Origin of the sequence: Chitinimonas sp., from assembly GCF_036568685.1 — a bacterium.
Taxonomy (GTDB): Bacteria; Pseudomonadota; Gammaproteobacteria; order Burkholderiales; family Chitinimonadaceae; genus Chitinimonas.
The window spans coordinates 1-22,632 of sequence record NZ_DATCSC010000141.1 but is presented as its reverse complement, the minus strand read 5'-3'; the positions used below and the strand labels follow the sequence as shown (position 1 = coordinate 22,632).

The 22,632-nt window shown below is 67.7% G+C and carries 17 protein-coding genes; 11 read left to right on the top strand and 6 right to left on the bottom strand.

Going from position 1 to position 22,632, the window contains the following annotated elements:
* Positions 1-107: 107 nt before the first annotated feature.
* The 3 genes from recD to recC are packed head-to-tail and all read right to left on the bottom strand — an operon-like array spanning position 108 to position 8,505.
* Positions 108-1,871: an exodeoxyribonuclease V subunit alpha gene (gene recD / locus VIM95_RS20495; protein WP_331989447.1), complete on the bottom strand. Its 1,764-nt coding sequence runs from the start codon at positions 1,869-1,871 to the stop codon at positions 108-110.
* Positions 1,868-5,386, bottom strand: a complete 3,519-nt coding sequence (gene recB / locus VIM95_RS20490) for an exodeoxyribonuclease V subunit beta (protein WP_331989445.1) — start codon at positions 5,384-5,386, stop codon at positions 1,868-1,870. Before recB ends, recD begins: the two co-directional genes overlap by 4 nt.
* Positions 5,383-8,505 (bottom strand): exodeoxyribonuclease V subunit gamma, encoded by a 3,123-nt coding sequence (gene recC, locus VIM95_RS20485; RefSeq protein ID WP_331989443.1) that lies wholly within the window; start codon positions 8,503-8,505, stop codon positions 5,383-5,385. The genes recB and recC overlap by 4 nt, the downstream gene beginning before the upstream one ends.
* A gap of 512 nt (positions 8,506-9,017) precedes the next feature.
* Here recC and glyQ point away from each other — a divergent pair.
* The 11 genes from glyQ (at position 9,018) to VIM95_RS20430 (ending at position 19,652) form a co-directional block, all read left to right on the top strand.
* A complete protein-coding gene (gene glyQ / locus VIM95_RS20480) occupies positions 9,018-9,908 on the top strand; it encodes a glycine--tRNA ligase subunit alpha (protein WP_331989441.1) in 891 nt (296 codons plus the stop codon).
* A gap of 9 nt (positions 9,909-9,917) precedes the next feature.
* The gene (locus tag VIM95_RS20475) at positions 9,918-10,415 is read left to right on the top strand and encodes a surface-adhesin E family protein (protein WP_331989439.1); all 498 of its coding nucleotides are present in this window, start codon (positions 9,918-9,920) and stop codon (positions 10,413-10,415) included.
* Positions 10,416-10,489: 74 nt separating this feature from the next.
* Complete coding sequence (gene glyS, locus VIM95_RS20470) at positions 10,490-12,577, top strand: glycine--tRNA ligase subunit beta (RefSeq protein ID WP_331989437.1); 2,088 nt, start codon at positions 10,490-10,492, stop codon at positions 12,575-12,577.
* A gap of 9 nt (positions 12,578-12,586) precedes the next feature.
* Positions 12,587-13,132, top strand: a complete 546-nt coding sequence (gene gmhB / locus VIM95_RS20465) for a D-glycero-beta-D-manno-heptose 1,7-bisphosphate 7-phosphatase (protein ID WP_331989435.1) — start codon at positions 12,587-12,589, stop codon at positions 13,130-13,132.
* A 48-nt stretch (positions 13,133-13,180) separates the two neighbouring features.
* The gene (locus VIM95_RS20460) at positions 13,181-13,948 is read left to right on the top strand and encodes a lysophospholipid acyltransferase family protein (RefSeq protein WP_331989433.1); all 768 of its coding nucleotides are present in this window, start codon (positions 13,181-13,183) and stop codon (positions 13,946-13,948) included.
* The gene (locus VIM95_RS20455; RefSeq protein ID WP_331989431.1) at positions 13,929-14,630 is read left to right on the top strand and encodes a SprT family zinc-dependent metalloprotease; all 702 of its coding nucleotides are present in this window, start codon (positions 13,929-13,931) and stop codon (positions 14,628-14,630) included. Before VIM95_RS20460 ends, VIM95_RS20455 begins: the two co-directional genes overlap by 20 nt.
* Before the next feature lie 52 nt (positions 14,631-14,682).
* Positions 14,683-15,885 (top strand): ATP-binding protein, encoded by a 1,203-nt coding sequence (locus VIM95_RS20450; RefSeq protein ID WP_331989429.1) that lies wholly within the window; start codon positions 14,683-14,685, stop codon positions 15,883-15,885.
* Positions 15,882-16,424, top strand: a complete 543-nt coding sequence (locus VIM95_RS20445) for a response regulator transcription factor (RefSeq protein ID WP_331989427.1) — start codon at positions 15,882-15,884, stop codon at positions 16,422-16,424. Before VIM95_RS20450 ends, VIM95_RS20445 begins: the two co-directional genes overlap by 4 nt.
* 116 nt (positions 16,425-16,540) lie before the next feature.
* Positions 16,541-17,338 carry an inositol monophosphatase family protein gene (locus VIM95_RS20440; protein WP_331989425.1) on the top strand — a complete coding sequence of 266 codons (798 nt, stop codon included), beginning with the start codon at positions 16,541-16,543 and terminating at the stop codon, positions 17,336-17,338.
* 402 nt (positions 17,339-17,740) lie between these two features.
* On the top strand, positions 17,741-18,670 hold the full coding sequence (locus VIM95_RS20435; protein WP_331989423.1) for a triacylglycerol lipase: 930 nt from the start codon (positions 17,741-17,743) through the stop codon (positions 18,668-18,670).
* A 52-nt stretch (positions 18,671-18,722) separates the two neighbouring features.
* Positions 18,723-19,652, top strand: coding sequence for a lipase secretion chaperone (locus VIM95_RS20430; protein WP_331989421.1), 930 nt, complete (start codon positions 18,723-18,725; stop codon positions 19,650-19,652).
* A 324-nt stretch (positions 19,653-19,976) separates the two neighbouring features.
* Here the strand turns inward: VIM95_RS20430 and cobS are convergent, their stop codons facing one another.
* From cobS to VIM95_RS20415, 3 genes are all read right to left on the bottom strand, one after another.
* A complete protein-coding gene (cobS, locus tag VIM95_RS20425; RefSeq protein ID WP_331989419.1) occupies positions 19,977-20,711 on the bottom strand; it encodes an adenosylcobinamide-GDP ribazoletransferase in 735 nt (244 codons plus the stop codon).
* Positions 20,708-22,168, bottom strand: a complete 1,461-nt coding sequence (locus tag VIM95_RS20420; protein ID WP_331989417.1) for a cobyric acid synthase — start codon at positions 22,166-22,168, stop codon at positions 20,708-20,710. Before VIM95_RS20420 ends, cobS begins: the two co-directional genes overlap by 4 nt.
* A 4-nt stretch (positions 22,169-22,172) precedes the next feature.
* On the bottom strand, positions 22,173-22,632 hold a 460-nt coding region (locus tag VIM95_RS20415; protein WP_331989415.1), incomplete at its 5' end, for a histidine phosphatase family protein.

The following is a 22,632-nucleotide window of genomic DNA, read 5'->3' as shown; positions in this document are numbered from 1 at the left end:
GACAGCCGGGCTTTGCGGGAATGTCCGGCGTGCCTTTCTGTTGGTCGGCGCAGCAAAGCATTGAGGCAGCATGCTTTGCACTGTCGCAGCAATACGACGCCACCTGCTCAAGGTAAGGGCTCGGCCGCCTTTAGCCTTGCGACCAGACCGCTTTCGCGGCGTGTTTCACGCGCCACTGCGGCGGCCAGGGTGCTGCCCGAGCCCCACAGTGCCACCGCCTTGCGGGCCCGTGTCACTGCGGTATAGATCAAGCTGCGGCTGAGGATGGCGGCATCCTCATCGGGCAGCAGCAACCAGACTGTGTCGAACTCCGAGCCCTGCGACTGGTGCACCGTCAAGGCGAAGGCGGTGTCGTGCGCTGGCAGCCGGGCCGGCGCCAGCGCACGCCAGCCGCGCTCGGCCGGGAAGTAGACGCGCAGCCCCTCCGGCCCGGCCAGGCTCAGGCCCACGTCGCCATTGGCCAGGCCCAGGGCCGCGTCATTGCTGCGGATGATGACCGGCCGGCCGGGGTACCAGGGTTGGCGGCGCGGGTCCTGGCGGAACACCCGGCTTTCGATCAGCTGATTGATGCTGTCCACGCCGACCGGTCCATCGCGTAGCGCGCACAGCAGCCGCAGCTTGTCGAAGCTGGCAAAGGCGGCAGCCACATCGCTCTCGGCCACCGCAGTACGGTAGTCCTGCAGCGCCGGGCCCAGGCGGGCCAGCAGCGTGGGCAGCCAGTCGCGCAGGCGGCCGGCCTCCCAGCTCAGGTCAGGCCGGCCTTCGCGCAGCAGCGCCAGGCTGCCCTCGGCATCGCCGTGGTTGCTACGGCGGGCCAGCTCGCCGATGCCGCTATCGCCGTGGAAGCGGTGGCTGACGGTCAGTTGGGCGATGCCATCGCCCAGGGCCGTGGCGACCGGGTCGGCCACGAGCTTGGCGCCGGTGGCCTGGCTGAGCCGGCTGGCGCCTGCACGGCTGCGCGCCGCCAAGGTCACCAGCTCGGCAAAGGCATTGCCGGCCTCTACTGAGGCCAACTGGTCGCGGTCGCCCAGGAGGATCAGGCGGGCATGTGCCGGCAGGGCTTGCAGCAGCCGGCTGAACAGCGGCAGATCGATCATCGAGGCCTCGTCCACCACCAACACGTCCAGCGCCAGCGGTTGATCAGGGCCGTAGCGCGGTTTGGCACTGTCCGGCCGATAGCCGAGCAGGCGGTGCAAGGTGGTGGCCTCCTGCGGCAGGCCAGCCAGGGTCACCAGGTCCACGTCCAGCCGCTGGCGGGCCTGGGCCAGCGCCTCCACCATGCGCGCGGCAGCCTTGCCGGTCGGGGCGGCCAGGCGGATGCGGCAGTTCGGTTCCAGCTGCAAGAGGGCCGCCAGGATCTTGGCCACCGTGGTGGTCTTGCCGGTACCCGGTCCGCCCGAGATGACGGCTACCCGGTTCAAGAGCGCGGTGGCAGCCGCCAGCCGCTGCCCGTCGTCCTCGGCCTGGCCCTGGAAGAGTGGCGCCAGTACCTTGCGTATGCGGGCCGGCTCCAGCGTGCTGGGCGCGGCGCGCTCGCGCAAGGACGCTGCCAATTGGTATTCGTCATCGCGCAGCCGGGCGAGGTAGAGCCGTTCACCCTCCAGCACCAGCGGCGTATAGCCGCCCGGTTCAGACACAAATCCGCTGTCCAGCAGGGCCTGCCGCCAGTTGGCAAGGGCTGGCCAAGCCTGCCCTTGCCAGTGCTGGCCGGCTTCGCTCGGCAGGTGCACGCAGACATGGCCTTCCTCCAAGCGGCTGGCGACCAGGCCGGCGGCGCGCAGGGCGGCCTCGGCCGCGGCCGGGTAGCGTTGCACCAGCCAGTGGCTCAGCTCGGTAGCGTAGGGAGGGAGCAGGGGGCTGACGCTGATCATGGTCCGCACAAGAGGTTTTCCAGCCCTTGCAGGAGGGCCCGCGGTGGCCGGTAGGACCAGATGCCGTTTGCCGGCATACCGCGCAGGAACAGGTAGATGGCGCCGCCGAAGTCGCGCTCGTAGTCATAGCCCGGCTTGCGCCAAGCCAGGTAGCGATGCAGGGCCACGCAATAGACGAGGGCCTGCAGGTAGTAGTGTGCCTCGCTCATGGTGGCCAGCAAGGTGTCCGGCGTGTAGCTGGCCAGGCGGTTGGACTTCCAGTCCACCACGTAGTGACGGCCGTCTATCTGGCAGCTGAGGTCGATATAACCCTTGAGGTAACCGGCCGCGACCTCGGCATGCAGACCGCTCGCGGCCTCGGCAAACACGCCGGGCAGGCCGTGGGCCGGGTCGGCCAAGAGGGCAGCCAGCTGGCGCCAGGCAAAGGGCTGCAGGCGGTAGGTAAATTCCAGCTCCACCAGCCGGTGCTGGGCCGGGACGTCGACCAGGGCTGCGCCCGAGGCGGTCAGCGGCGCCTGCACGGTCTGCTCGACCATGTCGGCCGCCATGCCCGCCCAGGCGGTATCGAAACCATGCGCTGCCAGCTGGCGGCTGGCCAGTGCCTCCAATGCAGCGCGGTCACGCGAGGTGAACTCCCAGTTCTCGAACAGGGCATGCAGGCAGACGCCGGCGCGGGCACCACTGGGGAAGCTGTCGTAGGGGCCGGGCTGCAGCGGTTCGTAGGCGCTCAGCGGCGCGCTGACGCTGGCGTCATGGTCGGGCGCCTCGGCATGCACACCGGCTACCAGGGCCGAGAAGCTGCTCATGCGCCAGCGCCAGCTCAACCGGCGCGGCAGTTTGGCCAGCTTGGGTTCGCGTGCTGCCGGCGCTGGCTGCACGGCGGCCTGGGCGGCCGACGGCGGTGCTTGCCAGGCCATGCTGCCGGCCGGGGCCGCCGCAATCAGGTCGGCCAGCTCGGCGTGCAAATCGCTTGCCGCGCGCACGCGCTCGGTCCCACCGGCCAGCAGCCAGGCCAGGGCGGCGCTCTGCATGTCCTTGACCTCACCCCAGGCGAGGTAGCACGCACTGCAGGGCCGGGTCAGGGCCACATAGAGCAGGCGCAGCTTTTCGGCCAGCTTCTCGGTTCTGGCCAGGGCGCGGCGGGCCTCGAAGCGCGGTGAGCCCAGATCGAGCACCGTGCGGCCATCCTCGTAGCAGAGCGCCCACTGCTCGCTCTGACGGAACAGCTGGCCGTCCCACAGAAAGGGGCAGAACACCACCGGGTACTCCAGGCCTTTGGCGGCGTGGATGGTCACCAGCCGCACCCGGCTGGCATCGCTTTCCAGCCGCATCAGCCGCTCCTCGCTCTCGCCGGCGGCTTCGCTCAGCGCCTGTCGGTACCAGCCCAGCAAGGGGGCCAGGCCGGCGCGTTCGCGGCGGGCCAACTCCAGGAGCTCGAACAGGTGCAAGAGATTGGTCAGCCGCCGCTCCCCATCCTGCCAGCCGGCCATGCGCTCGGCTGCGCCACTGTCGATCAGCCAGGCCTCCAGTGCCGCCATGGCGCCACGCTGCAGGAGCAGGGTCTGCCAGTGGCGGAAGTCGGCCAGGGTCGCCTCCCAAGCGGTTTCGTCAGCCAGCCGGCCATGCAGCTGCGCCGCGTCGAGGCCCATGCAGGTGGTGGCCATGGCGGCGCGTACCGCGCGCTCGCTCGGTTCGATCAGCGCGGTGAGCACCTGCAAGAGGTCATGCGCCTCCTCGGTCTGGAAGACCGATTCCCGGCTGATACGCACACTGGCCACGCCCTCGGCGGCGAGCGCCTGCTGCATGGCCATCAGCTCGGCGTGCGAGCCGGCCAGCACGGCAATATCACCTGCAGCCAGCGGCCGGTCGGTCGTGCCGCCCTGCAGGCGGGCACGGCCGGGGGAGAGCAGCAGGGCGATCTGGCGGGCGGCCAGGGCGACGGCGGCCTGGCGCGCCGCGGTCTTGCCCAGGGCTTCCTCGCCCAGCCACTGCCAGCCCAAGGCAGGCTGTGGCTGGCCGTCGAGATAGAGGCGTGGCTTGTCGTCCAGCGCACCCACAGGCGGATAGCTGAGCCCATCCAGCAGAAAGGGCCGCTCGGCCTGGCCGAACAGCTGGCCGACGGCGGCCACCAGTTCCGGGGTGCTGCGGCGGTTGGTCGCCAGGCTGTAGCGCCGCGCCGGCGCAACCTGCTCGCGCGCGGCCAGGTAGGCGTGCAGTTCGGCGCCACGGAAGGCGTAGATGGCCTGCTTGGGGTCTCCGACCAGGAAGGCCGGCTGGCTGCCGTCGCCGAACAGCTGGCTGAAGATGCGGAACTGCAGCGGGTCGGTATCCTGGAATTCGTCGATCAGCGCCGCCTGGTAGCGCCGTCGCAGCGCCTGCACCAGGGCCGCGCCGTGTTCGCCGGCCAGGGCAGCGTCCAGTTCCACCAGCAGGTCATGAAAGCTCATCACCGCCCGGCTGGCCTTGAGCCGGGCCAGGTCGCCGGCCAGTTCAGGCACCAGCTGGCCCAGGGTGCGCGCCAGCCGGGCGGCGTAGGCCTGTTGCAGGGGCAGGGCAGCCTCGACCAGCGGCTCCAGCAGGGCATACACCTCAGGTACCGGCTGCGGGGCCTTCAGGGCAGCGCTGAGTTCGCGCCCGTACAGCCGGCGTACCTTGCCCTCCGCCTGGCCGGGCGATTTTTCGTCTTCCACCAGGGCCGGCGGGGCCGGGCTCTGTAACCAGTCCTGCCAGAAGGCAACCGAGCCGGCCAGCCAATCCTTGCGGTGCGAGCCCTTCAGATTGCCGGCTTCGGACTGGGCCCACAGCCAGCTGAGGGCCGCCTCGCCCTCCCGCGCCCAGCGCTGCCGCAGGGCATCCAGCCGCTCGCGGTAGCGCGCTTCCAGCATCTCGGTATGCGGGTCGGCCGGTGTGGCCACTTCCAGCCCCGGTTGGGCCAGGTAGCCGCGTAATGCGGCCAGCCAGACATCGGGTGATTGCCGGTTGGCCAGCAGCCAGCCGAGCCAGGCCGGGCTGGCGCTGGCCAGCTCGGCCTTCCAGGCGGCATCGGCCACTTTTTGCAGCAGCTCGGCCTCGTCGGCCAGGAATTCGCGTTCCAGCTCCAGCCCGGCCAAGAGGGCATGCTCGCCCAGCGCGCGCTGGCAGAAGCCGTGGATGGTATAGACGGCGGCCGCGTCAAAGCCCGATACCGCCGCCCGCAGGTGGCGCGCCGCTTCAAAGACCTGCTCGGGCGGGGTGGCGGCCAGCAGTTCGGCGTCGAAAGGGTCCTGGCTCTCGCCACGCTCGAAGGCGTCGGCCAGTTGCGCCACCCGGGTGCGGATGCGGCCGCGCAGTTCGGCGGTGGCGGCCTTGGTATAGGTCACCACCAGGATGTCTTCGGGCTTGAGCCGCTTCTCCAGCACCAGCCGGGCGTAGAGCGCGGCAATGGTCCAGGTCTTGCCGGTACCGGCACTGGCCTCGATCAGGTTGAGCGCATCGAGCGGCGCGCCCAGGGGGTCGAATACGCGGGCCGCGCTCATAGCAGCTTCTCCGTACTCTCGTGCGCCAGCATGGGCAGCAGCAGTTGTTCGGCCAGGGCGGCGAAGTCCTCTGCCAGCGGGCCCAGAAAAGGTGCTTGGCCGCGCCAGATGGCGCGTACGCCGTCGAAGGCACCTTCCCCGGCATACTGCTCGCTGCCTTCCCAGGCCTTGATCGCAGCGGCCAGGGCGCGCTCTGGGCCTGGGTCCTTGCGGGCGATCAGGCCCTCGGCGTAGGCCAGGCTGCTGCGCGGCAAGAGCGGCAGCGGCTGGCGCCGGGCGCGCCGGTAGGTGGCCAGCCAGTCGGCCAGGTGTTCGGCTGCCTGCGGCGGCACGTCGTAGCTGGCAGCCTGCTCCAGCCCCACCAGCCGGGTGTGGGACGGATAGTCGCCGGGGGCCAGCAGGCACAGCACCAGGTGCTGCAGCCAGGCCGCCAGCCGGTCGCCCTCGCGCAGCTTGCCAGGCTGGCGCAGGCCCAGGCCAGCAGGCCCCAGGCCGCGCAAGAGGCCATGCAGGCGCAGACCGTCGAGCTTGAGGTCGACAGCCAGCTCATCCTTGCCCTGGGCATTCCATTGCGTCACCGCCGGGGCAAAGCGTAGCGCCGCCCGCTCGGCCCAGATCTCGCCGGCCAGGCCTTCGGGTAGCAGGGCCGCGCCCTTGCCCAGCAGGGCCAGGGTCTCGGCCTCGTCGGCCTGGCTGCCGGCTAGGGCCAGCAGGGCGCGTTCGTCGGCGCGTTCCAGGCCAAAGAGTTCGCGGTGGGCCAGGGCCTCGATGCCACGCTCGAAGCGCACCCCCAGCCGTTGCAGGAACCAGCCATGCGGGTCGCGGGCAAAGGCCAGCAGGTCGCTCAGGGCCACCTCGTCCAGGCGCTCGTCGGGCAATACATGGCCGGCGAGGTGCGGCGGCTGCGCCTGCCCCAGGCCGGCCAGCCGGGCAATGCCGGCCCAGCGGGCATCGAAGGTCGGTAGCGCCGCATCGCTGGCAAAGCGCTGTGGCGAGAAGGGCTGCAACGGATGGTGTTGCAGCAGGCTGTGGCTGGGCGGCTGGCCGGCTTCGTCGACCCAGCCGCTGTCTATGGCGTCCAGCAGGTCGGCGATCACAGTCGAGGGCGGTAGCTCGCCATCATTGCGGGCATCGCGGCCGGTATAGAACAGCAAGAGGCCGTCGCGCGCGGCCAGCAGGGTTTCCAGGAACAACCAGCGCTCGTCCAGGGCCCGGGCGCGGTCGCCGCGGCGCGGGTGGCGGGCGATCAGGTCAAAGCCGTCGGGCTGGCTGTCGCGAGGGAAGGCGCCGTCGTCGAGGCCCAGCACCGCCACCAGCCGGAAGGGCAGGTTGCGCATGGGCATGAGCTGGGCAAAGGTCACCCCGCCGGTCAGAAAGCCACCGGCGCCCGAACCTTGTTCCAGGTGGTGGCTGAACCATTCCAGCACTGCCACCCGGCCTACCGGCTGATCCACGCCGCTGCGCTCGGCCAGGCTCGCCAGCTCGGTGCAGGCGTGCAAGAGACTGTCCAGTGCGGCCTGGTCGGCCTCGCTCTCGACGTACCAGCGCGGCAGCCAGCTGGCCAGGGTGCTGGCCCACTCGGCCAGCGGTCGCGGTGCCGCCAAGGCGGTCTGCCATTCGCCCAGCTGGCGGGCAAAGCGGCTCAGCCCGGCGGCACGGGCGGCAAAGCGTAGGTCCAGCCCGCCCAGAGGTACCAGCCCGGCAAAGAGGGGCAGGCCCTGCTCGGGCGGGTGTTCGGTCGGCAGGGCCACACCCAGCAGTACCCGGCCTATGCCTGCCTGCCAGCTGAAAGCGTCACCTTCCTGCAGGCGGCGTATGCCGGCGGCGGCGATCCAGTCGCGCAACAGTGGTAGATCGCTCGCTTCCAGTCCCAACTGCTGGGCCAGTGCCGGTATGTCCAGGAGGGCAGCCAACCGGTCGGCCTCCCACTCGCCGTCCGGCACCCGCAGCAGTTCCAGCCAGCCAGCCAGCAGGGGTGAGGCGGCCAGGCCGCCACGGTCGGCCACGGCGTAGGGCACATGCGGTTCGCCCTGGCCGAACACGGCGTCGATATAGGGCGCGTAGCCGTTGATATCCGGGCACAGCACCACTACCTCGGCCGGCTGCAGGCTGGGGTCGGCGGCAAAGCGCGCCAGCAGGGCATCCTTGAGTGTCTCGACCTGGCGCAGCGGGCTATGGCAGGCGTGGATGGCAAGACTGCTGTCGTCGTGCCGCCAGGTCAGCGGCTCGCGTGGCGCCAGGGTCAGTACGTCGTACTGCAGCTGTGCCAGCAGGCGCCCGGCCGGTTCGGTGTCGTCGAACAGATCGGTCAGCGCGTCGGCCGCGGCCAACTCGTCAAAGAACACCCTGCCTTGTGCGCCCCAGGCGGCCAGCAGCCGCTCACCGGGGCCTTGTGCCTCGCTGCGCTGGCTGATGTCGCCCCAGGCCGCGGCGCTGGGGTTGAGGGCGAACAGGGCAACGTCGATACGCTGCGACAGGGCTTGCAGGATCTGCAATAGCAGGGGCGGCAGGCTGCTGCTGCCGAACAGTACCACCCGCTCGGGCAGGGGCAGCGGCGCCGGGTCTTGCAGCCGGCGGATCAGGGCCTTCATCAGATCGGCCCGGTGGGCATGGCTTCGATCAAGCGCCAAGGCGCGCCAGAGCTCGACCTGCCAGGCTTCGTCAGCGCCCAGGCTCAGGGTCTGGCCGGCCTCCCACTGCTCCAGCCAGTCTGGCCGGTACACGAGGTACTGGTCGAACACGTCGGCGATGCGGCTCGCCAGCCGCCAGCGTTTGCGCTCATTGCCGTCGGCCAGGTAGGGCGCCAGCGCCTCGGGCGGGTGCTGCAGCATCTCGTGCAAGCGCCAGGACAGCGCGTCGCTGCCAAAAGGGCCGCTACGCGGTTGCGGACCCAGCACGGTCTCGATCAGCCGCCACAGAAAGCCGGCCGGCAGGGGGAAGTCCACATTGGCACAGACCCCGAAGCGCTCGGCGATCTGCAAGCTCAACCAACGCCCCATGCCGCGTGCCTGCACGATCACGGTCTCGCGCGCATAGGGGTCGGCAGGCGGCACCGACAGCACGCCCTGCAAGAGGGTGGCCAGGGTATCGAGCCGGTTGGATTGGTAGAGATGCAGCACGAGGCGGGTCCGGCGTTGGGTTCGGACGCGATGATACCGAGCCGGCAGGGGGATCGTGCAGTTTGTCACCACGCTGGCTGCGGAGGGGTTTGGGGTCCCCGTGAGAGCCGCTGAGCATCGCAGCCAGGATCGGGGCCGTCCGGGGCGCGTTGTCTGAGCCGGCATAGCCGGCGAGTTTCGCGCACCGGCCGAGACTGGCGAGAAGCGGAAGGAACCCCGCGCAGTGGGGCGGGGAACCCGGGGTCGCCTTTCTTTGCTTCCTTTCTTTGGCGAAGCAAAGAAAGGAAGGCGGCCGCAGGACGCACTCCCGCCCCAAACCGCGCATTGCGCGGAATACGCGGCATTAGCCGCTAATACCTCCAGGGCCCAGGGTGCTAAATTCCCTATCGATACTGGCAATTTGCGCCGGATGCAGCGAAAAAGCATATGTTGCAGCCGCTCGCTAGAGGATTCGCCAACTTCAAGTAGAATCCTCGCTTTATATCGTTGTCTTTCGCAGAGTTGCCGTCACGATGCTGACCTTCCAGCAAATCATCCTCACCCTCCAGCACTACTGGAACCGCCAGGGCTGCGCCCTGTTGCAGCCGTATGACACCGAAGTCGGTGCCGGCACCAGCCATACCGCCACCTTCCTGCGCGCGCTCGGCCCCGAGCCCTGGAATGCCGCCTATGTACAGCCCAGCCGCCGTCCCAAGGATGGCCGCTACGGCGAGAACCCCAACCGGCTGTTCCAGCACCACCAGTTCCAGGTCGTGCTCAAGCCCAGCCCGCCCAATATCCAGGAGCTCTACCTCGGTTCGCTGAAGGAACTGGGCCTGGACCCCACCGTGCATGACATCCGCTTTGTCGAGGACGACTGGGAGAACCCCACTCTGGGCGCCTGGGGTCTGGGCTGGGAAGTCTGGCTCAACGGCATGGAAGTGACCCAGTTCACCTACTTCCAGCAGGTTGGCGGCCTCGATTGCAAGCCGGTGCTCGGCGAGATCACCTATGGCCTTGAACGGCTGGCGATGTATCTGCAGAACATCGAGAACGTCTACGAGCTGGTCTGGACCTATCTGCCCGACGGCACTCCGGTGACCTACGGCAATGTGTTCTTCCAGAACGAGGTGGAACAGTCGCGCTACGCCTTCGAGCACAGCAACGTCGAGCTGCTGTTCAAGCAGTTCAACGACTATGAGGGCGAGGCCAAGCGCCTGCTGGAAGCCAGCCTGCCGCTGCCTGCCTACGAGATGATTCTCAAGGCCGGCCACAGCTTCAACCTGCTGGATGCACGAGGCGCCATCTCGGTGACCGAGCGGGCCGCCTATATTGGCCGTATTCGCAACCTGTCGCGCGGTGTGGCGCAGGCCTACTACGATGCCCGTGAAGCGCTGGGCTTCCCCATGCTCAAGAAGGACTGAGGACCGGATATGAAGCGCGCTGCCATCCTGCTGCTGGCCCTTGCCCTGGCTGCCTGTGGTAAGTGGGGTGGCAGCTACCTCGACACCAAGAACACCGAGCCGCCGGAGCCGGTGCCTGCGGACAAGGAGGCCGACTGGCGCTTGTACGGCCAGCAGCCCGACGTCGATATCCACGTCTCCTGGGCCTCCATCGGCCACGACGACCCCAGCGGTCATGACGAATACGTCTATGTCTGGGTGCGCCGCAGCTTCAAGAAGGACCAGGAAAACAAGGAAGGCGACAAATACCGGACCGAATACAGCCGCTTTGCGCTCGATTGCGCCAAGAGCGAGATGGCCGGTATCGGTGCCGAGTTCCGCGACAAGGATGGCGACGAAGTCTCGCGCCATGACCTGGCCGGCTTCCAATGGGAGTTCGACTCGGTCACCAAGCAGGCCTATATGCAGGACTTCTTCACCCAGGTCTGCAAGATTGCCCGCGAAAAAGCGGCCGGCAAGAAGGAATAGCCACCCCTTACCCGCGCCAGGCCCGAGCGCTATATGCGCCGCCTGCGTTTAGTACACATGAACAAAGAAGTGCCATGAGCCCAACCCTGCTGATCGAACTGTTCACCGAAGAACTGCCCCCCAAGGCCCTGCCCAAGCTGGCCGCCTCGTTTGCCAATACCATCGTCGCCGAGCTGCGGCAGCGTCATCTTGTGGCCGGCGAGCCGGACTTCGAGGTCTTTGCTTCGCCGCGCCGGCTGGGCGTGGCGGTCAAGGGCGTGCTCGGCCAGGCGGCCGAGCGTGAGGTGGAAAGCAAGGTGATGTCGGTGGCGGTAGCCTTCGACGCAGACGGTCGGCCCACCGTGCCGCTGAAGAAGAAGCTGGAGAGCCTGGGTCTGACCGAGGCCGTCATCCCTAGCCTCACGCGCAAGCCTGACGGCAAGGCCGATGCCCTGTTCCTGACCCAGCGCGTGGCCGGCGACCAATTGGCTGCCGCGCTGTCTGGCATCCTGACCGAGGCCCTGCGCAAGCTGCCGGCCCCCAAGCTGATGCGCTGGGGCAGCAACGAAGTGCAATTCGTCCGCCCGGTGCATGGCCTCGTGGCCCTGCATGGCAGCGAGGTGGTGCCGGCCGAGGTGCTGGGCCTCTCCGCCGGCCGTACTACCGGTGGCCATCGCTTCCTGTCGCAAGGTGCAGTCGAGATCGCCGACGCTGACAGCTACGCCGCCAGCCTGCGTGAGCAGGGCAAGGTGATCGCCAGCTTCGAGGCGCGCCGCGCTGCCATCGTCGCCGCGCTGAACGCCAAGGCGGCCGCCCGCCAGGCCACCATCGCCGGTGGCGACGCGCTGATCGACGAAGTGACCGGTCTGGTGGAATGGCCCGTGGTGCTGGAGGGCAGCTTTGAGGCCGAGTTCCTCAAGGTGCCGCAGGAATGCCTGATCCTCACCATGCAGCAGAACCAGAAATACTTCCCGCTGCTGGATGCTGCCGGCAAGCTGACCAACCACTACCTGATCGTCTCCAACCTCGAGACGGCCGACCCGAGCTTTATCATCAACGGTAACGCCCGCGTGCTGCGCGCCCGTCTCTCGGACGCCAAGTTCTTCTACGAGCAGGACCAGAAGCACCGCCTCGACAGCCGCGTGCCGCGGCTGGAGAACGTGGTCTACCACAACAAGATTGGCAGCCAGCTGGCGCGCGTCGGCCGGCTCGAGACCATCGCCGCCGCCATTGCTGCGGACCTGGGTGCCGACCAGGCCCGCGCCAGCCGTGCCGCCTACCTGGCCAAGGCCGACCTCTTGAGCGATATGGTCGGTGAGTTCCCCGAGCTGCAAGGCATCATGGGTACCTACTACGCCCACCTCGACGGCGAAGCCGCCGAAGTGGCCGACGCCATTGAGGGCCACTACCACCCGCGCTTCTCGGGCGACAGCCTGCCACAAGGCCCCATCGCCCAGGCGGTGTCGCTGGCCGACAAGCTCGAGACCCTGGTCGGCATCTGGGGCATCGGCCTGATCCCGACCGGCGACAAGGACCCCTATGCACTGCGCCGCGCCGCCCTGGGCGTGCTGCGCATGCTGGTCGAGGAGCGTTTGCCGCTGGACCTGAAGACCGTGCTGGCCCAGACCGCTGCCGCCTTCCCGGTTGGCGTGGTGGCCGAGGGCACGGTGGAGGGCGTGTTCGGCTTTATGCTCGAGCGCCTCAAGAACCTGTTGGCTGCGGACTTCCCGGCTGCCGATATCGAAGCCGTGCTGGCCGACGCGCCCAGCCGCTTCGACGAGCTGAACGCGCGCCTGAGCGCCGTGGCCGAATTCAAGGCCTTGCCCGAGGCTGCCGCGTTGGCCGCCGCCAACAAGCGTATCCGCAACATTCTCAAGAAGAACGTGGCCGAAGGCACCAGCCTGCCGGCGATCTCGGCCGGCCTGCTCCAAGAAGCGGCCGAGCGCGCGCTGCACGGCGCCCTGGCAGAAGTACAAGGTCCGGTCGAAAGTGCCCTGGCTGCACGCGACTACACGGCCGCGCTGAAGAAGCTGGCCAGCCTGCAAGCGCCGGTCGATGCCTTTTTCGACAGCGTGATGGTGATGGCCGAGGATGTGGCAGTGCGTAACAACCGCCTCTCGCTCCTGGCCGCGCTGAGCGACCTGATGAACCGGGTGGCGGATATTTCCCTGCTGGCGGAATAAGACCTGGCCATGAAACTCGTCATCCTCGACCGCGACGGTGTGATCAACCACGACAGGGACGACTTCGTGAAGTCGGCCGCCGAATGGGTGCCCATCGAGGGCAGTCTGGAAGCGATTGCCCTGCTCAACCATGCCGGCTGGCGGGTGGTGATCGCCTCCAACCAGTCCGGTATCGGTCGCGGCTTCTTTGGCATGGCCGAACTCAATGCCATGCACGACAAGCTGCACCGGCTCTTGGCCGGTGTGGGTGGGCGGCTGGATGCGATCTTCTTCTGCCCGCATACGGCCGATATGAAGTGCGACTGTCGCAAGCCCAAGCCGGGCATGTACCGCGATATTGCCCAGCGCTTTGATATCCGGCTGGAAGACACGCCGGTGGTGGGCGACAGCTTGCGCGACCTGCAGGCGGCCGAGGCGGTGGGGGCCGAGCCCATCCTGGTGCGTACCGGCAAGGGCGAGAAGACCCTGGCCGCCGGTGGCCTGCCCGAGCATACCCGGGTCTGTTACGACCTGATGGATGCCGCCCTCTACCTGATCGGCAAGGAAGAAGACTGAGCCGGCCACCTACCGGGTGGCTGAAACTGGAAAGCGAGACAGACACCGATGCTGTGGTTACGTTCGACCTTGTACATGCTGGGCTGGGCAATCAACACCATGCTGGTGGCGGTTGCCTGCATGTTTGCGCTGCCCTTGCCCTACCGTATCCGCTATAAGCTGGTCACCTACTGGAGCGATTTTTCGCTGCGCTGGCTGGAGATCACCTGCGGCCTCAAGACCCAGGTGATCGGCACGGAGAACCTCCCCAAGGAGGCTGCCGTGGTGATGAGCAAGCACCAGTCGGCCATGGAGACCATGGCCTTGCAGCGCCTCTTGCCCTTTACCGCCTGGGTGGTGAAGCGCGAGCTGCTGTGGATACCCTTCTTTGGTTGGGGCCTCTGGAGCGTGCGCCCCATCGCCATCAACCGCAGCAACCGGGCAGAAGCTGGCCGCCAGCTGATCGAACAGGGCAGTGCCCGGCTCAAGTCCGGCGCCTGGATCGTGATCTTCCCTGAGGGCAGCCGTATTGCCGCCGGCAAGCGCGGCAAGTACAAGCAGGGCGGAGCCCGTCTTGCTTCGGCACTCGGGGTGCCGGTGGTGCCCGTTGCCGTGAACTCGGGCGAATTCTGGCCGCGCAATGGCTTCCTCAAGCATCCCGGTACCGCCACGGTCTCCATCGGCCCGGCCATCCCTACCGCCGGCAAGACGGTGGAGCAGGTGCGTGCCGAGGTGGAAGGCTGGATCGAGGCCGAGATGGTCCGCATCAGCGGCGTCGGCCCCTGCTGGCCGCACAACACCGAACCCCAACAGGTACATGGCCCGCTCGCTGCCTGAAACCCGCCGCATCTATACCGTCGCCGGCCGCGAGGTGGCGGTGGCGCTCAAGCGCTCCGCCCGTGCCAGCGTAGGTCTGCGCATCAGCGGCGAAGGCCTGACGGTGGTCGTACCCAATCGCTTCCCTCTCTCCGAGCTGGACGGCATCCTGCGGCAGAAGGCTGGCTGGATCATTGCCAAGCTCGACGAGGTGGCCAGCCGCCCACAAGCGGGGCCGCTGGGCGAGGGTTCCGCGATCGACTGGTTGGGCGAGCCGCATCTCTTGAGCCTGGGCCATGGCCGTGGCAGCGTGACTGCCGACGAGCTGCGCCTGGCCACCCACGACCCGGCCGCCACGCCGCTGGCGCTGGAGAAGCTGATGCGACGCGAGGCCCGCTTGTTCCTGGGCGAGCGGCTGGCGCTCTGGGCCGAGCGGCTGGGTCTGCGTTATAGCGAATTCAAGCTCTCCAGCGCCGGTACGCGCTGGGGAAGCTGTACCTCACAAGGGGCGATCCGCCTCAACTGGCGGTTGATGCAGGCACCGTTGCCGGTACTGGACTACGTGGTCATCCATGAACTCTGCCACCTGGTGGAGCTCAACCATTCGCCGCGCTTCTGGGCGCTGGTCGCCTCGGTCTGTCCGGACTGGAAGGACAAGCGCGACTGGCTCAAGCGTGAAGGCGGTCGTTACTTTGCCTGGTAGCTGCGGCAAGCGGTCGCACTGAGCGCTGGAGTGGCGGCGCTACAATGCCGCCATGCTACCCACCGCCCGCCTCGCCATCCTCGAACGCCTGCTGCAACTGCGCCTCTTGACCGTCGGCGCCTATGTGGTTGCGACCTTGTGCGCGCTGTTTGTCTTCCACTGGCCGGTGCCCTGGTTCACCCTGGGCTTTATCTGCCTCTTGCTGCTGGCCTATAACGGTCTCTCGCTGTTGCGCCTGAGATTGGGTCAGCGTGGCGTCCAGATCCCCCCGGCCGAGATCGCCCGTCAGTTGGCCGTGGACATCATCGGTCATGCCTTGTGGCTGTTCTTCCTCGGTGGCGCCACCAACCCCTTTACCGCGCTATTTCTTTTGCCGCTGATCATTGCTGCGGCCAGCCTGCCCGGCCGCTTTGTGTGGCCACTGACCACGCTGACGCTGGTCTGCTACACCGTGCTCCTGGCCTGGTACCAGCCACTGCCCATCTCGGAGGCGAGCCTGGCGCAGGCCTTTTTCCTGCACACCCTGGGCATGTGGCTGGCCTTTGTGGCCGCTGCGCTGATCGTGGCGGTGCTGGTGGCGCATATCGGCCTGCAGTTGCGCAGCAGCGAGCGGGCGTTGGCAGCGGCGCGCGAAGGCGGCTTGCGGCAGCAGCAGGTGGTGGGTCTGGCTATCCAGGCGGCCGGTGCGGCGCACCGCTTGGGCACGCCGCTCTCCACCCTCACCCTGCTGGTGGACGAACTCTTGGCCGAGCGAGCCGGCGATGCGGCTTTGACCGCCGACCTGCGCCTGATGCAGCAGCAACTGCAGGCCTGCCGAGCGGAGCTGGGCCGGCTGCGTGCCGACCCGGATACACCGCCACCACAACCGGCCGATGCGGCCATGCTGACGGTACTGGACGACTGGCGGCTGGTGCGGCCACAGGCGCGGGTGGAGTACGCGGTGCTGGGTGAGGGTACGCCACCGCAGCTGGTGCTGCCCTTTGCGCTACGGCAGGCGTTGATGAACCTGCTCGACAACGCCGCCGACGCCAGCCCCGACTGGCAAAGGCTGGTACTGGACTGGCAAGGCAGCCTGGTGCGGGTAAGGATAGAAGATGCCGGCCCGGGCTTTGACGGCCAGGTGCTGGAGACCCAGGGCTTGGGTATGGGCGTGACCCTGGCGGTATCGGCGCTGGAGCGCGCCGGTGGCCAGCTGAACTGGCTCAAGCGTGCTGCGGGTGGGACCTGCGCCGAGGTCAGGCTGAGGGCAGCATGAAGCAGATCCTGATCGTCGACGACGACGCAGCGCTGGGGGCGGTGCTGCTGCGCGCCTTTGCCCGGCAGGGCTGGCAGGCACGGCTGGCGGCCAACACGGCCGATGCCTTGCGCGAAGCGCGGCTCGCCCCGCCGGGCTACGCCCTGGTCGATCTCAAGCTGGGGGAGGAGTCCGGCCTGCGGCTGATCGCCGAACTGCATGCCCTCCTGCCCGACTGCCGCATCGTCATGCTGACCGGCTACGCCAGCATTGCCACCGCCATCGAGGCGATCAAGCTGGGTGCGGTGCACTACCTGGCCAAGCCGGCCGGCATGGAGGAGATCGTGGCCGCCTTTGGCCGGCTGGATGGCGATGCTGCCTTGCCCTTGGAGGCGCGGCCGCTGAGCGTGGACCGGCTGGAATGGGAGCATATCCAGAAGGTGCTGGCTGAGCATGAAGGCAATATCAGCGCCACCGCCCGCGCGCTCAACATGCACCGCCGCACCTTGCAGCGCAAGCTGGGCAAGCGCCCCAGCCCCAGCCCGCCGGAGCGGGACTGAGCGGCAGCGCGGTTTGTGCGCCACAGCATGGCCTATTAGGGTAGACGGCGCTGCTTCTACGGCGGGTGCTCCGTTAGAATGGCTGCTTTAAGCCGTAGCCTGAAGCAAGCCCGCCCATGCCGGATACCGCCACCCTAGAACAGCTGATCACCACCGTGCGCCACGTTGCCGCCACCGAAGTGATGCCGCGCTTTTTGCGCCTGGGCAAGGGCAGCCGCAAGGAGGATGGCACCCTGTTCACCGAGGCCGACGTCGAGACCCAGCGCGCCTTGGTGGAAGCCTTGCCGACCATCGTGCCCTGCCCAGTGCTGGGCGAGGAAATGAGCGTGGCCGAGCAGGAGGCGTTGTGGGAAGGCCACGAGCGGCTGTGGGTGATCGACCCCATCGACGGCACTACCAACTTCTTTCACGGCCTGCCCTATTTCGCGATCTCCATCGCCCTGATGGAGGCTGGCCGGCCGATACTGGGCCTGGTTTACAACCCGGTCACGGACGAACTCTTTACTGCCTTGCTGGGTCAGGGGGCCTACCTCAACGGCCAGCGCCTGCCGCTCAAGCAGCACGTGCCCACCATGCCCGAGGCGATTGCCGGGGTGGAGGTGAAATGGCTGAGCGGCAAGCTGCCGCAACGGCTGGCGGCGCTGCCGCCCTTTGGCAGCCAGCGCAACTTTGGAGCCTCCACCTTGGACTGGTGCTATCTGGCCGCCGGCCGCTTCGACCTCTATGTGCACGGTGGCCAGCGGCTGTGGGACTACGCCGCCGGTTGCCTGATCCTGACCGAGGCCGGAGGCAGCATGACCAGCCTCTACCACGAGGACTACTGGGCGGACGACGTCTGGCAGCGCTCGGTGGTGGCGGCGCTCAATCCCGGTCTGTTCGCTCAGTGGCAGAAGTGGGTCAAATGTAATCTGTGAGAGCCGGTGTACTTGGTAAGCCGTGCACCATGACAAAGTTCTGCGCTGGCACCTGGGGGACCCGGGGGCTGGACTTTCAAGATACCTGAAGCAAGGGCTCTCCCCTGTTTTACCCCCTGCCCCTCTCGCAGCCTTGCACGCACAGGTTCTAGGTTCGCAAGCTCACCAAGAACTCTGGCAGCCGCTCCGCCGGCGGGGAAGCTCGCTGCGCTCGATCGTGCCGGCAATAGCCATTCTTTCTCGATTCACGACCCCGCGCCCGCCGCGGGGTTGTTCATTTCCGACTGTGGCTTTTTAGTCTATCGAGCGATTGCTCTAGATTTTTCAGCGGTGCTTGTCTACGGTGTTGTTACCGCCCGGCTATGAGGCGGATCAAGCACTTAACAAACGGAGACAACATCGATGAAACGTTACGCTGCATGGCTGGCAGCGCTGGGGCTGCTGTTTGCTCCCGCCGCGCCGGCAATGGCCGCATCTAGCGGCTATACCCAGACCCGCTACCCCATCGTGCTGGTACACGGCCTGTTTGGCTTCGATCAGGCCTTGGGGGTGGACTACTTCTATCGCATCCCTGCCGAGCTGCAAAAGGACGGCGCCCGGGTGTTTATCGCCCAGGTGTCGGCCACCAACAGTACCGAGGCGCGCGGCGAGCAGCTCTTGGCCCAGGTCAAGAATGTGCTGGCCATCACCGGCGCGACCAAGGTCAACCTGATCGGCCATAGCCATGGCGGCCCGACCGTGCGTTATGTGGCTGGCGTAGCGCCGCAACTGGTGGCCTCGGTCACCAGCGTGGGCGGGGTGAACAAGGGCTCGCGCATTGCCGATATCACCCGCGGTGCCCTACCGCCGGGTTCGGTCTCGGAAAGCCTGGCCGCTTCGGTGGCCAAGGGTCTCGCAGCCCTGATCTCGGTCGCTTCGGGCGGCAGCCAGTTGCCACAGGACCCGATCGCTGCGCTCGATGCGCTGACCACCGCCAATATGGCCAAGTTCAACGCCCGCTTCCCGGGTGGCGTGCCGACCAGCGATTGCGGCGAGGGGGCTTATGTAGCCAACGGTGTGCGCTACTACTCCTGGAGCGGTAGCAGCACCGTCACCAACATCCTCGATGCGTCCGATGCCGCCATGGCGCTGACCGGCCTTGCTTATGGCGGGCCCAGCGACGGCTTGGTGGGTACCTGCTCCAGCCACCTGGGTCAGGTGATTCGCGACAACTACAAGATGAACCATGTCGACGAGATCAACCATTTCTTCGGCCTGGTGAATCTGTTCGAGACCGACCCGGTCACCCTCTACCGGCAACAGGCCAACCGCCTGAAGAACGCCGGTCTGTAAGGCCACACCGTCCACCGTGCGACGGTGGACGGTGTCCCTGCAAGGAGCAGGTGTGTACCCCAGCAAGATCAAACCTTATTTGTGGCCGGCCATGCTCGTGCTATCTGCTCTGGTGGCCTGGCTGTTTTTGGGTGGCTCACCCCAGGCCAAACCGGCCGAAGCGGCACGGCCAGCAGCCCCGACTTCGTTTGCCGGTACCGCGGGCGACGGCAGCAGCCTGAGCCAGGATGGCGAGCTGGTGCTGGATGAAGGCCTGCGCCGCATGTTCGACTACCACCTGGCTGCGGTAGGTGAGCTGCCTCTGTCGCAGGTTGTGACCAATATTGAGGCCGAGTTGGACAAGCAGCTGCCACCCAAGGCCGCGCTGGCGGCCAAGCGGCTGCTCAAGCGTTATCTTGAATTCAAGACCGCGCTGCAGGCGCTGGAACAGGACCCGCGCCTGAGCGGTGATGCGATGGCTGCGCTGCAGGCGAGGCTCACGGCGGTACGCCAGCTACGCAGCCGCTACTTCAGTACGCAAGAGGCAGCCGCCCTGTTTGGCTGGCAGGACCGCTACGACGACGACGCGCTGGCCCGCCGCATGGTGCAGACCGATGCAACGCTCAGCGCCGGGCAGAAGCGCCAGCGCCTGGCCGAGCTGGATAGGCTGGCCCCGCCCGAGATCCTGGCCGCGCGCCAGGCACCGGTCCAGCACCTGGCCTTGGCCGACAGCGTGGCGGCGGCGCGGGCCAAGGGGGCGGACGATACAGCCGTCTACCGGCTGCGGGCCGAGACGGTCGGCCCCGAGGCGGCCGAGCGGCTGGCCGCGCTGGATAGGGAGGAAGCGGCCTGGCAGGGGCGCATACAGCGCTACCAGGCCGATCTCGCGGCGCTCAAGGCCAAGGCAGGCCTGAGCGAGACGGAACGCCTGGCGGCCATTGAACAACTGCGGCAGGCACAGTTCGACGCGCAGGAGCGGCTGCGGCTGACGGCTTACGAGTAGCACCGGATGGAGATAGGTCTGGGCGGGAGGTGATCCACCCCGCCCCGGACCCAGCGCGCGGGGCGTCCATAAGGCGCCCCGCGCCGTTGAACACGATAACGTGTGGCGTATTCGGAGTCTCATCACTCCACCCGGCTGTCCCCGCAAGGAGGAGGCCGAAGTAGTAAGCCACCTAAAGGTGGCAACGACTTCGCTCAGCCGGGTGCTAACAGGCACTCGATGTTCTTGCGCGCTTTTGTTTTCATATCACCCACTCCCCCCGCCCTCGCCGCTAGCGAGGGAGCCTCGCTGACGCTCGTCAGCTCATGGCCGTAGGTTTGCTGCTCAGATGAGCCAGGGTGGCAATAGCAGGGATATGCTGCAGAGCAGCAGCAAAGCCAGCTCGCACACTTCTACCCCCGCCCCCAGGCAATCGCCGCTCACACCCCCGAGGGTGTGCTGCAGCCAGTGCCGGTAGGCCCAGATGCATAGGGGGGCGAGTAGGAGTGCGGGGGCGAACCAGGCGGAGGTGGCCAGCAGTGCCAGCAGCCAGGCGAGGCGGGCGCGGCGGGGTAGTTGCCAGGTGAAGGCTTCGGCCATGCCGGTGCTGAGTGCGGGCAGGCTCTGCCAGTACAGGACCCCGAGCCGTGCCCAGGCCGGTACCAACAGCAGCGCCCACCAGGCCTGTGCGCGGGCCAACAGCATCAGCAGCACCAGCTTGCCACCGCACTGCAGAATAAGGCTCAGCACGCCAAAGCTGCCCAGGTGCGGGTCGCGCATCACCGCCAGCAAGCGCTCGCGGTCGCGGTGGGCCGCACCCAGCCCGTCGGCGAGGTCGGCGAGGCCGTCGAGGTGCAGGCCGCCGGTTACCCATACCCACAGCAGCAGCGCCAGCCAGGCGGCCAGCCAGGGGTCGAGCCGGCAGGCCGGCCAGGCCAGTGTCGTCAGCAGGGCGCCGATAATCAACCCCACCAAGGGGAACCAGCGGGCCGATTCGACCAGCAGCTCGGGGCGGAAGTCCGGCGTGGCCGGCGTGGGTAGCCGGGTCAGGAACTGGATGGCCAGCCATAGCCGGGTCATGGCAGTACCAACCCGGCCTGGGCAGCCTTGTCCCAATCCAGTGCCGCCTCCAGCGCGTCGGTCAGCCGGTCCAGTTCCTGCTCCAGCAGGGTGGTGGTATCGGGCGCGGTGCTGCCGACTTCGCAGCCGGCCCAGGCCAGCAGGGCCTTGAGCGCCTGCGGTTCGTCAAAGAGGCCGTGCAGATAGCAGCCCAGCACCTGCTCGTCGCGCGAACTCAGGCCGTCTGTTCTACCGTCCTCGAAATGCAGCAGGGTAGCCACCTCCGGGTCCGTGACCGTGCTGCTGCCATGGTGGATCTCGTAGCCGCGTATCGGCACGCCTCCACCGAGCGCCAGGCTGCCGCTGACCTGCAGCAGCTGCTTTTCCGCCGCCAGCTCGGTATGCACCGGCAGATAGCCCAGGCCCTCGCTTACACCGGCTGCACCCTCCAGCCCCAAGGGGTCGGCGATGCTGGCGCCCAGCATCTGGTAGCCGCCACAGACGCCGATCACTTTGCCGCCGTAGCGCAGATGGCGGGCGAGCTGCTGATCCCAGCCCTGCTGGCGCAGCCAGGCCAGGTCGCCGCGGGTGTTCTTGCTGCCGGGCAGGATATAGAGCTCGGCCGGCGGCAGTGGCTGGTTGGGGTTGGCGTAGCGGCAGTCGAGCTCGGGTAGCCGGCGTAGTGGGTCGAAGTCGGTATGGTTGGAAATATGCGGCAGGGTCAGGATCACTACCCGGTAGGCACCGCCCTGGCCGGCGTTGCGCGGTAGGGCGTCTTCGGCGGCGATATCGAGGCCGTGCAGATAGGGCAGTACCGCCAGTACCGGCTTGCCGGTCTGCGCTTCCAGCCAGTCCAGCCCGGGCTGCAGAAGGCTGAGGTCACCGCGGAAGCGGTTGATGATGAAACCTTTTATCCGGGCTTGCTCGCTTTGCGAGAGGCAGGCCAGGGTGCCGACGATATGGGCGAATACGCCGCCACGGTCGATATCGGCCACCAGCCAGACCGGGCAGTCGGCTTCCTCGGCAAAGCCCATATTGGCGATGTCGTTGGCGCGCAGATTGACCTCGGCCGGGCTGCCGGCGCCTTCTACCACCACCCATTGGTACAGGCTGGCCAAGCGGCGCCAGGATTCGAACACCGCCTGCCGGGCCACTTGCTTGTAGGCGTGGTAGTCGACCGCGTCGAGATTGCCGATGGCACGACCCTGGATGATGACCTGGGCGCGGCAGTCGCTGCTGGGCTTGAGCAGCACCGGGTTGTGGTCGGTATGCGGGGGAATGCCGCAGGCGACTGCCTGTACCGCCTGGGCCCGGCCTATTTCGCCGCCGTCCTCGGTCACTGCGCTGTTGAGCGCCATATTCTGCGGCTTGAAAGGCGCGACCTTGAGGCCGCGACGGTACAAGAGGCGGGCGAGGGCCGCCACCAGGGTGCTTTTGCCGGCGTCCGAGGTGCAGCCCTGGATCATCAAGGTGGGCATGGGCTTAGTCCTGGCTCAGGTTTAGGGAGTAGGGCGTGGCGTAGGCGATGGGGGCGGACCAGCGTTCGGCCTCCGCGAGCTGGCCGGCTTCGACCAGGGCCAGCCGGATCAGTCCGGCGTGGCTTACGACGATCGCGCCCTGCGGGGCCTGCTGGCGCAGTTGCCGTAGCGCCCTATGCCAGCGCTCGCGCAAGAGGGCGGCCGATTCGCCACCGCCGGGCCGATAGTGCCACAGGTCCTGCGCCCAGGCGTCCAGCTCGGCGCGGGGGACTGTGTCCCAGGGCAGGCCTTCCCAGCGGCCGAAGTCCAGCTCCTGGAGTTCGGTCAGCACGGTAGGGCGTGGGTGCAGCCGGCGTGCCAAGGCCAGGCAACGGCGCGCCGGGCTACTGTAGACCGGCAGGGCGGGCAGGCAGCCGCGCAAGTCGGTGACGGCCTGTGACAGTACCCTCGCTTGTACCGGCAGG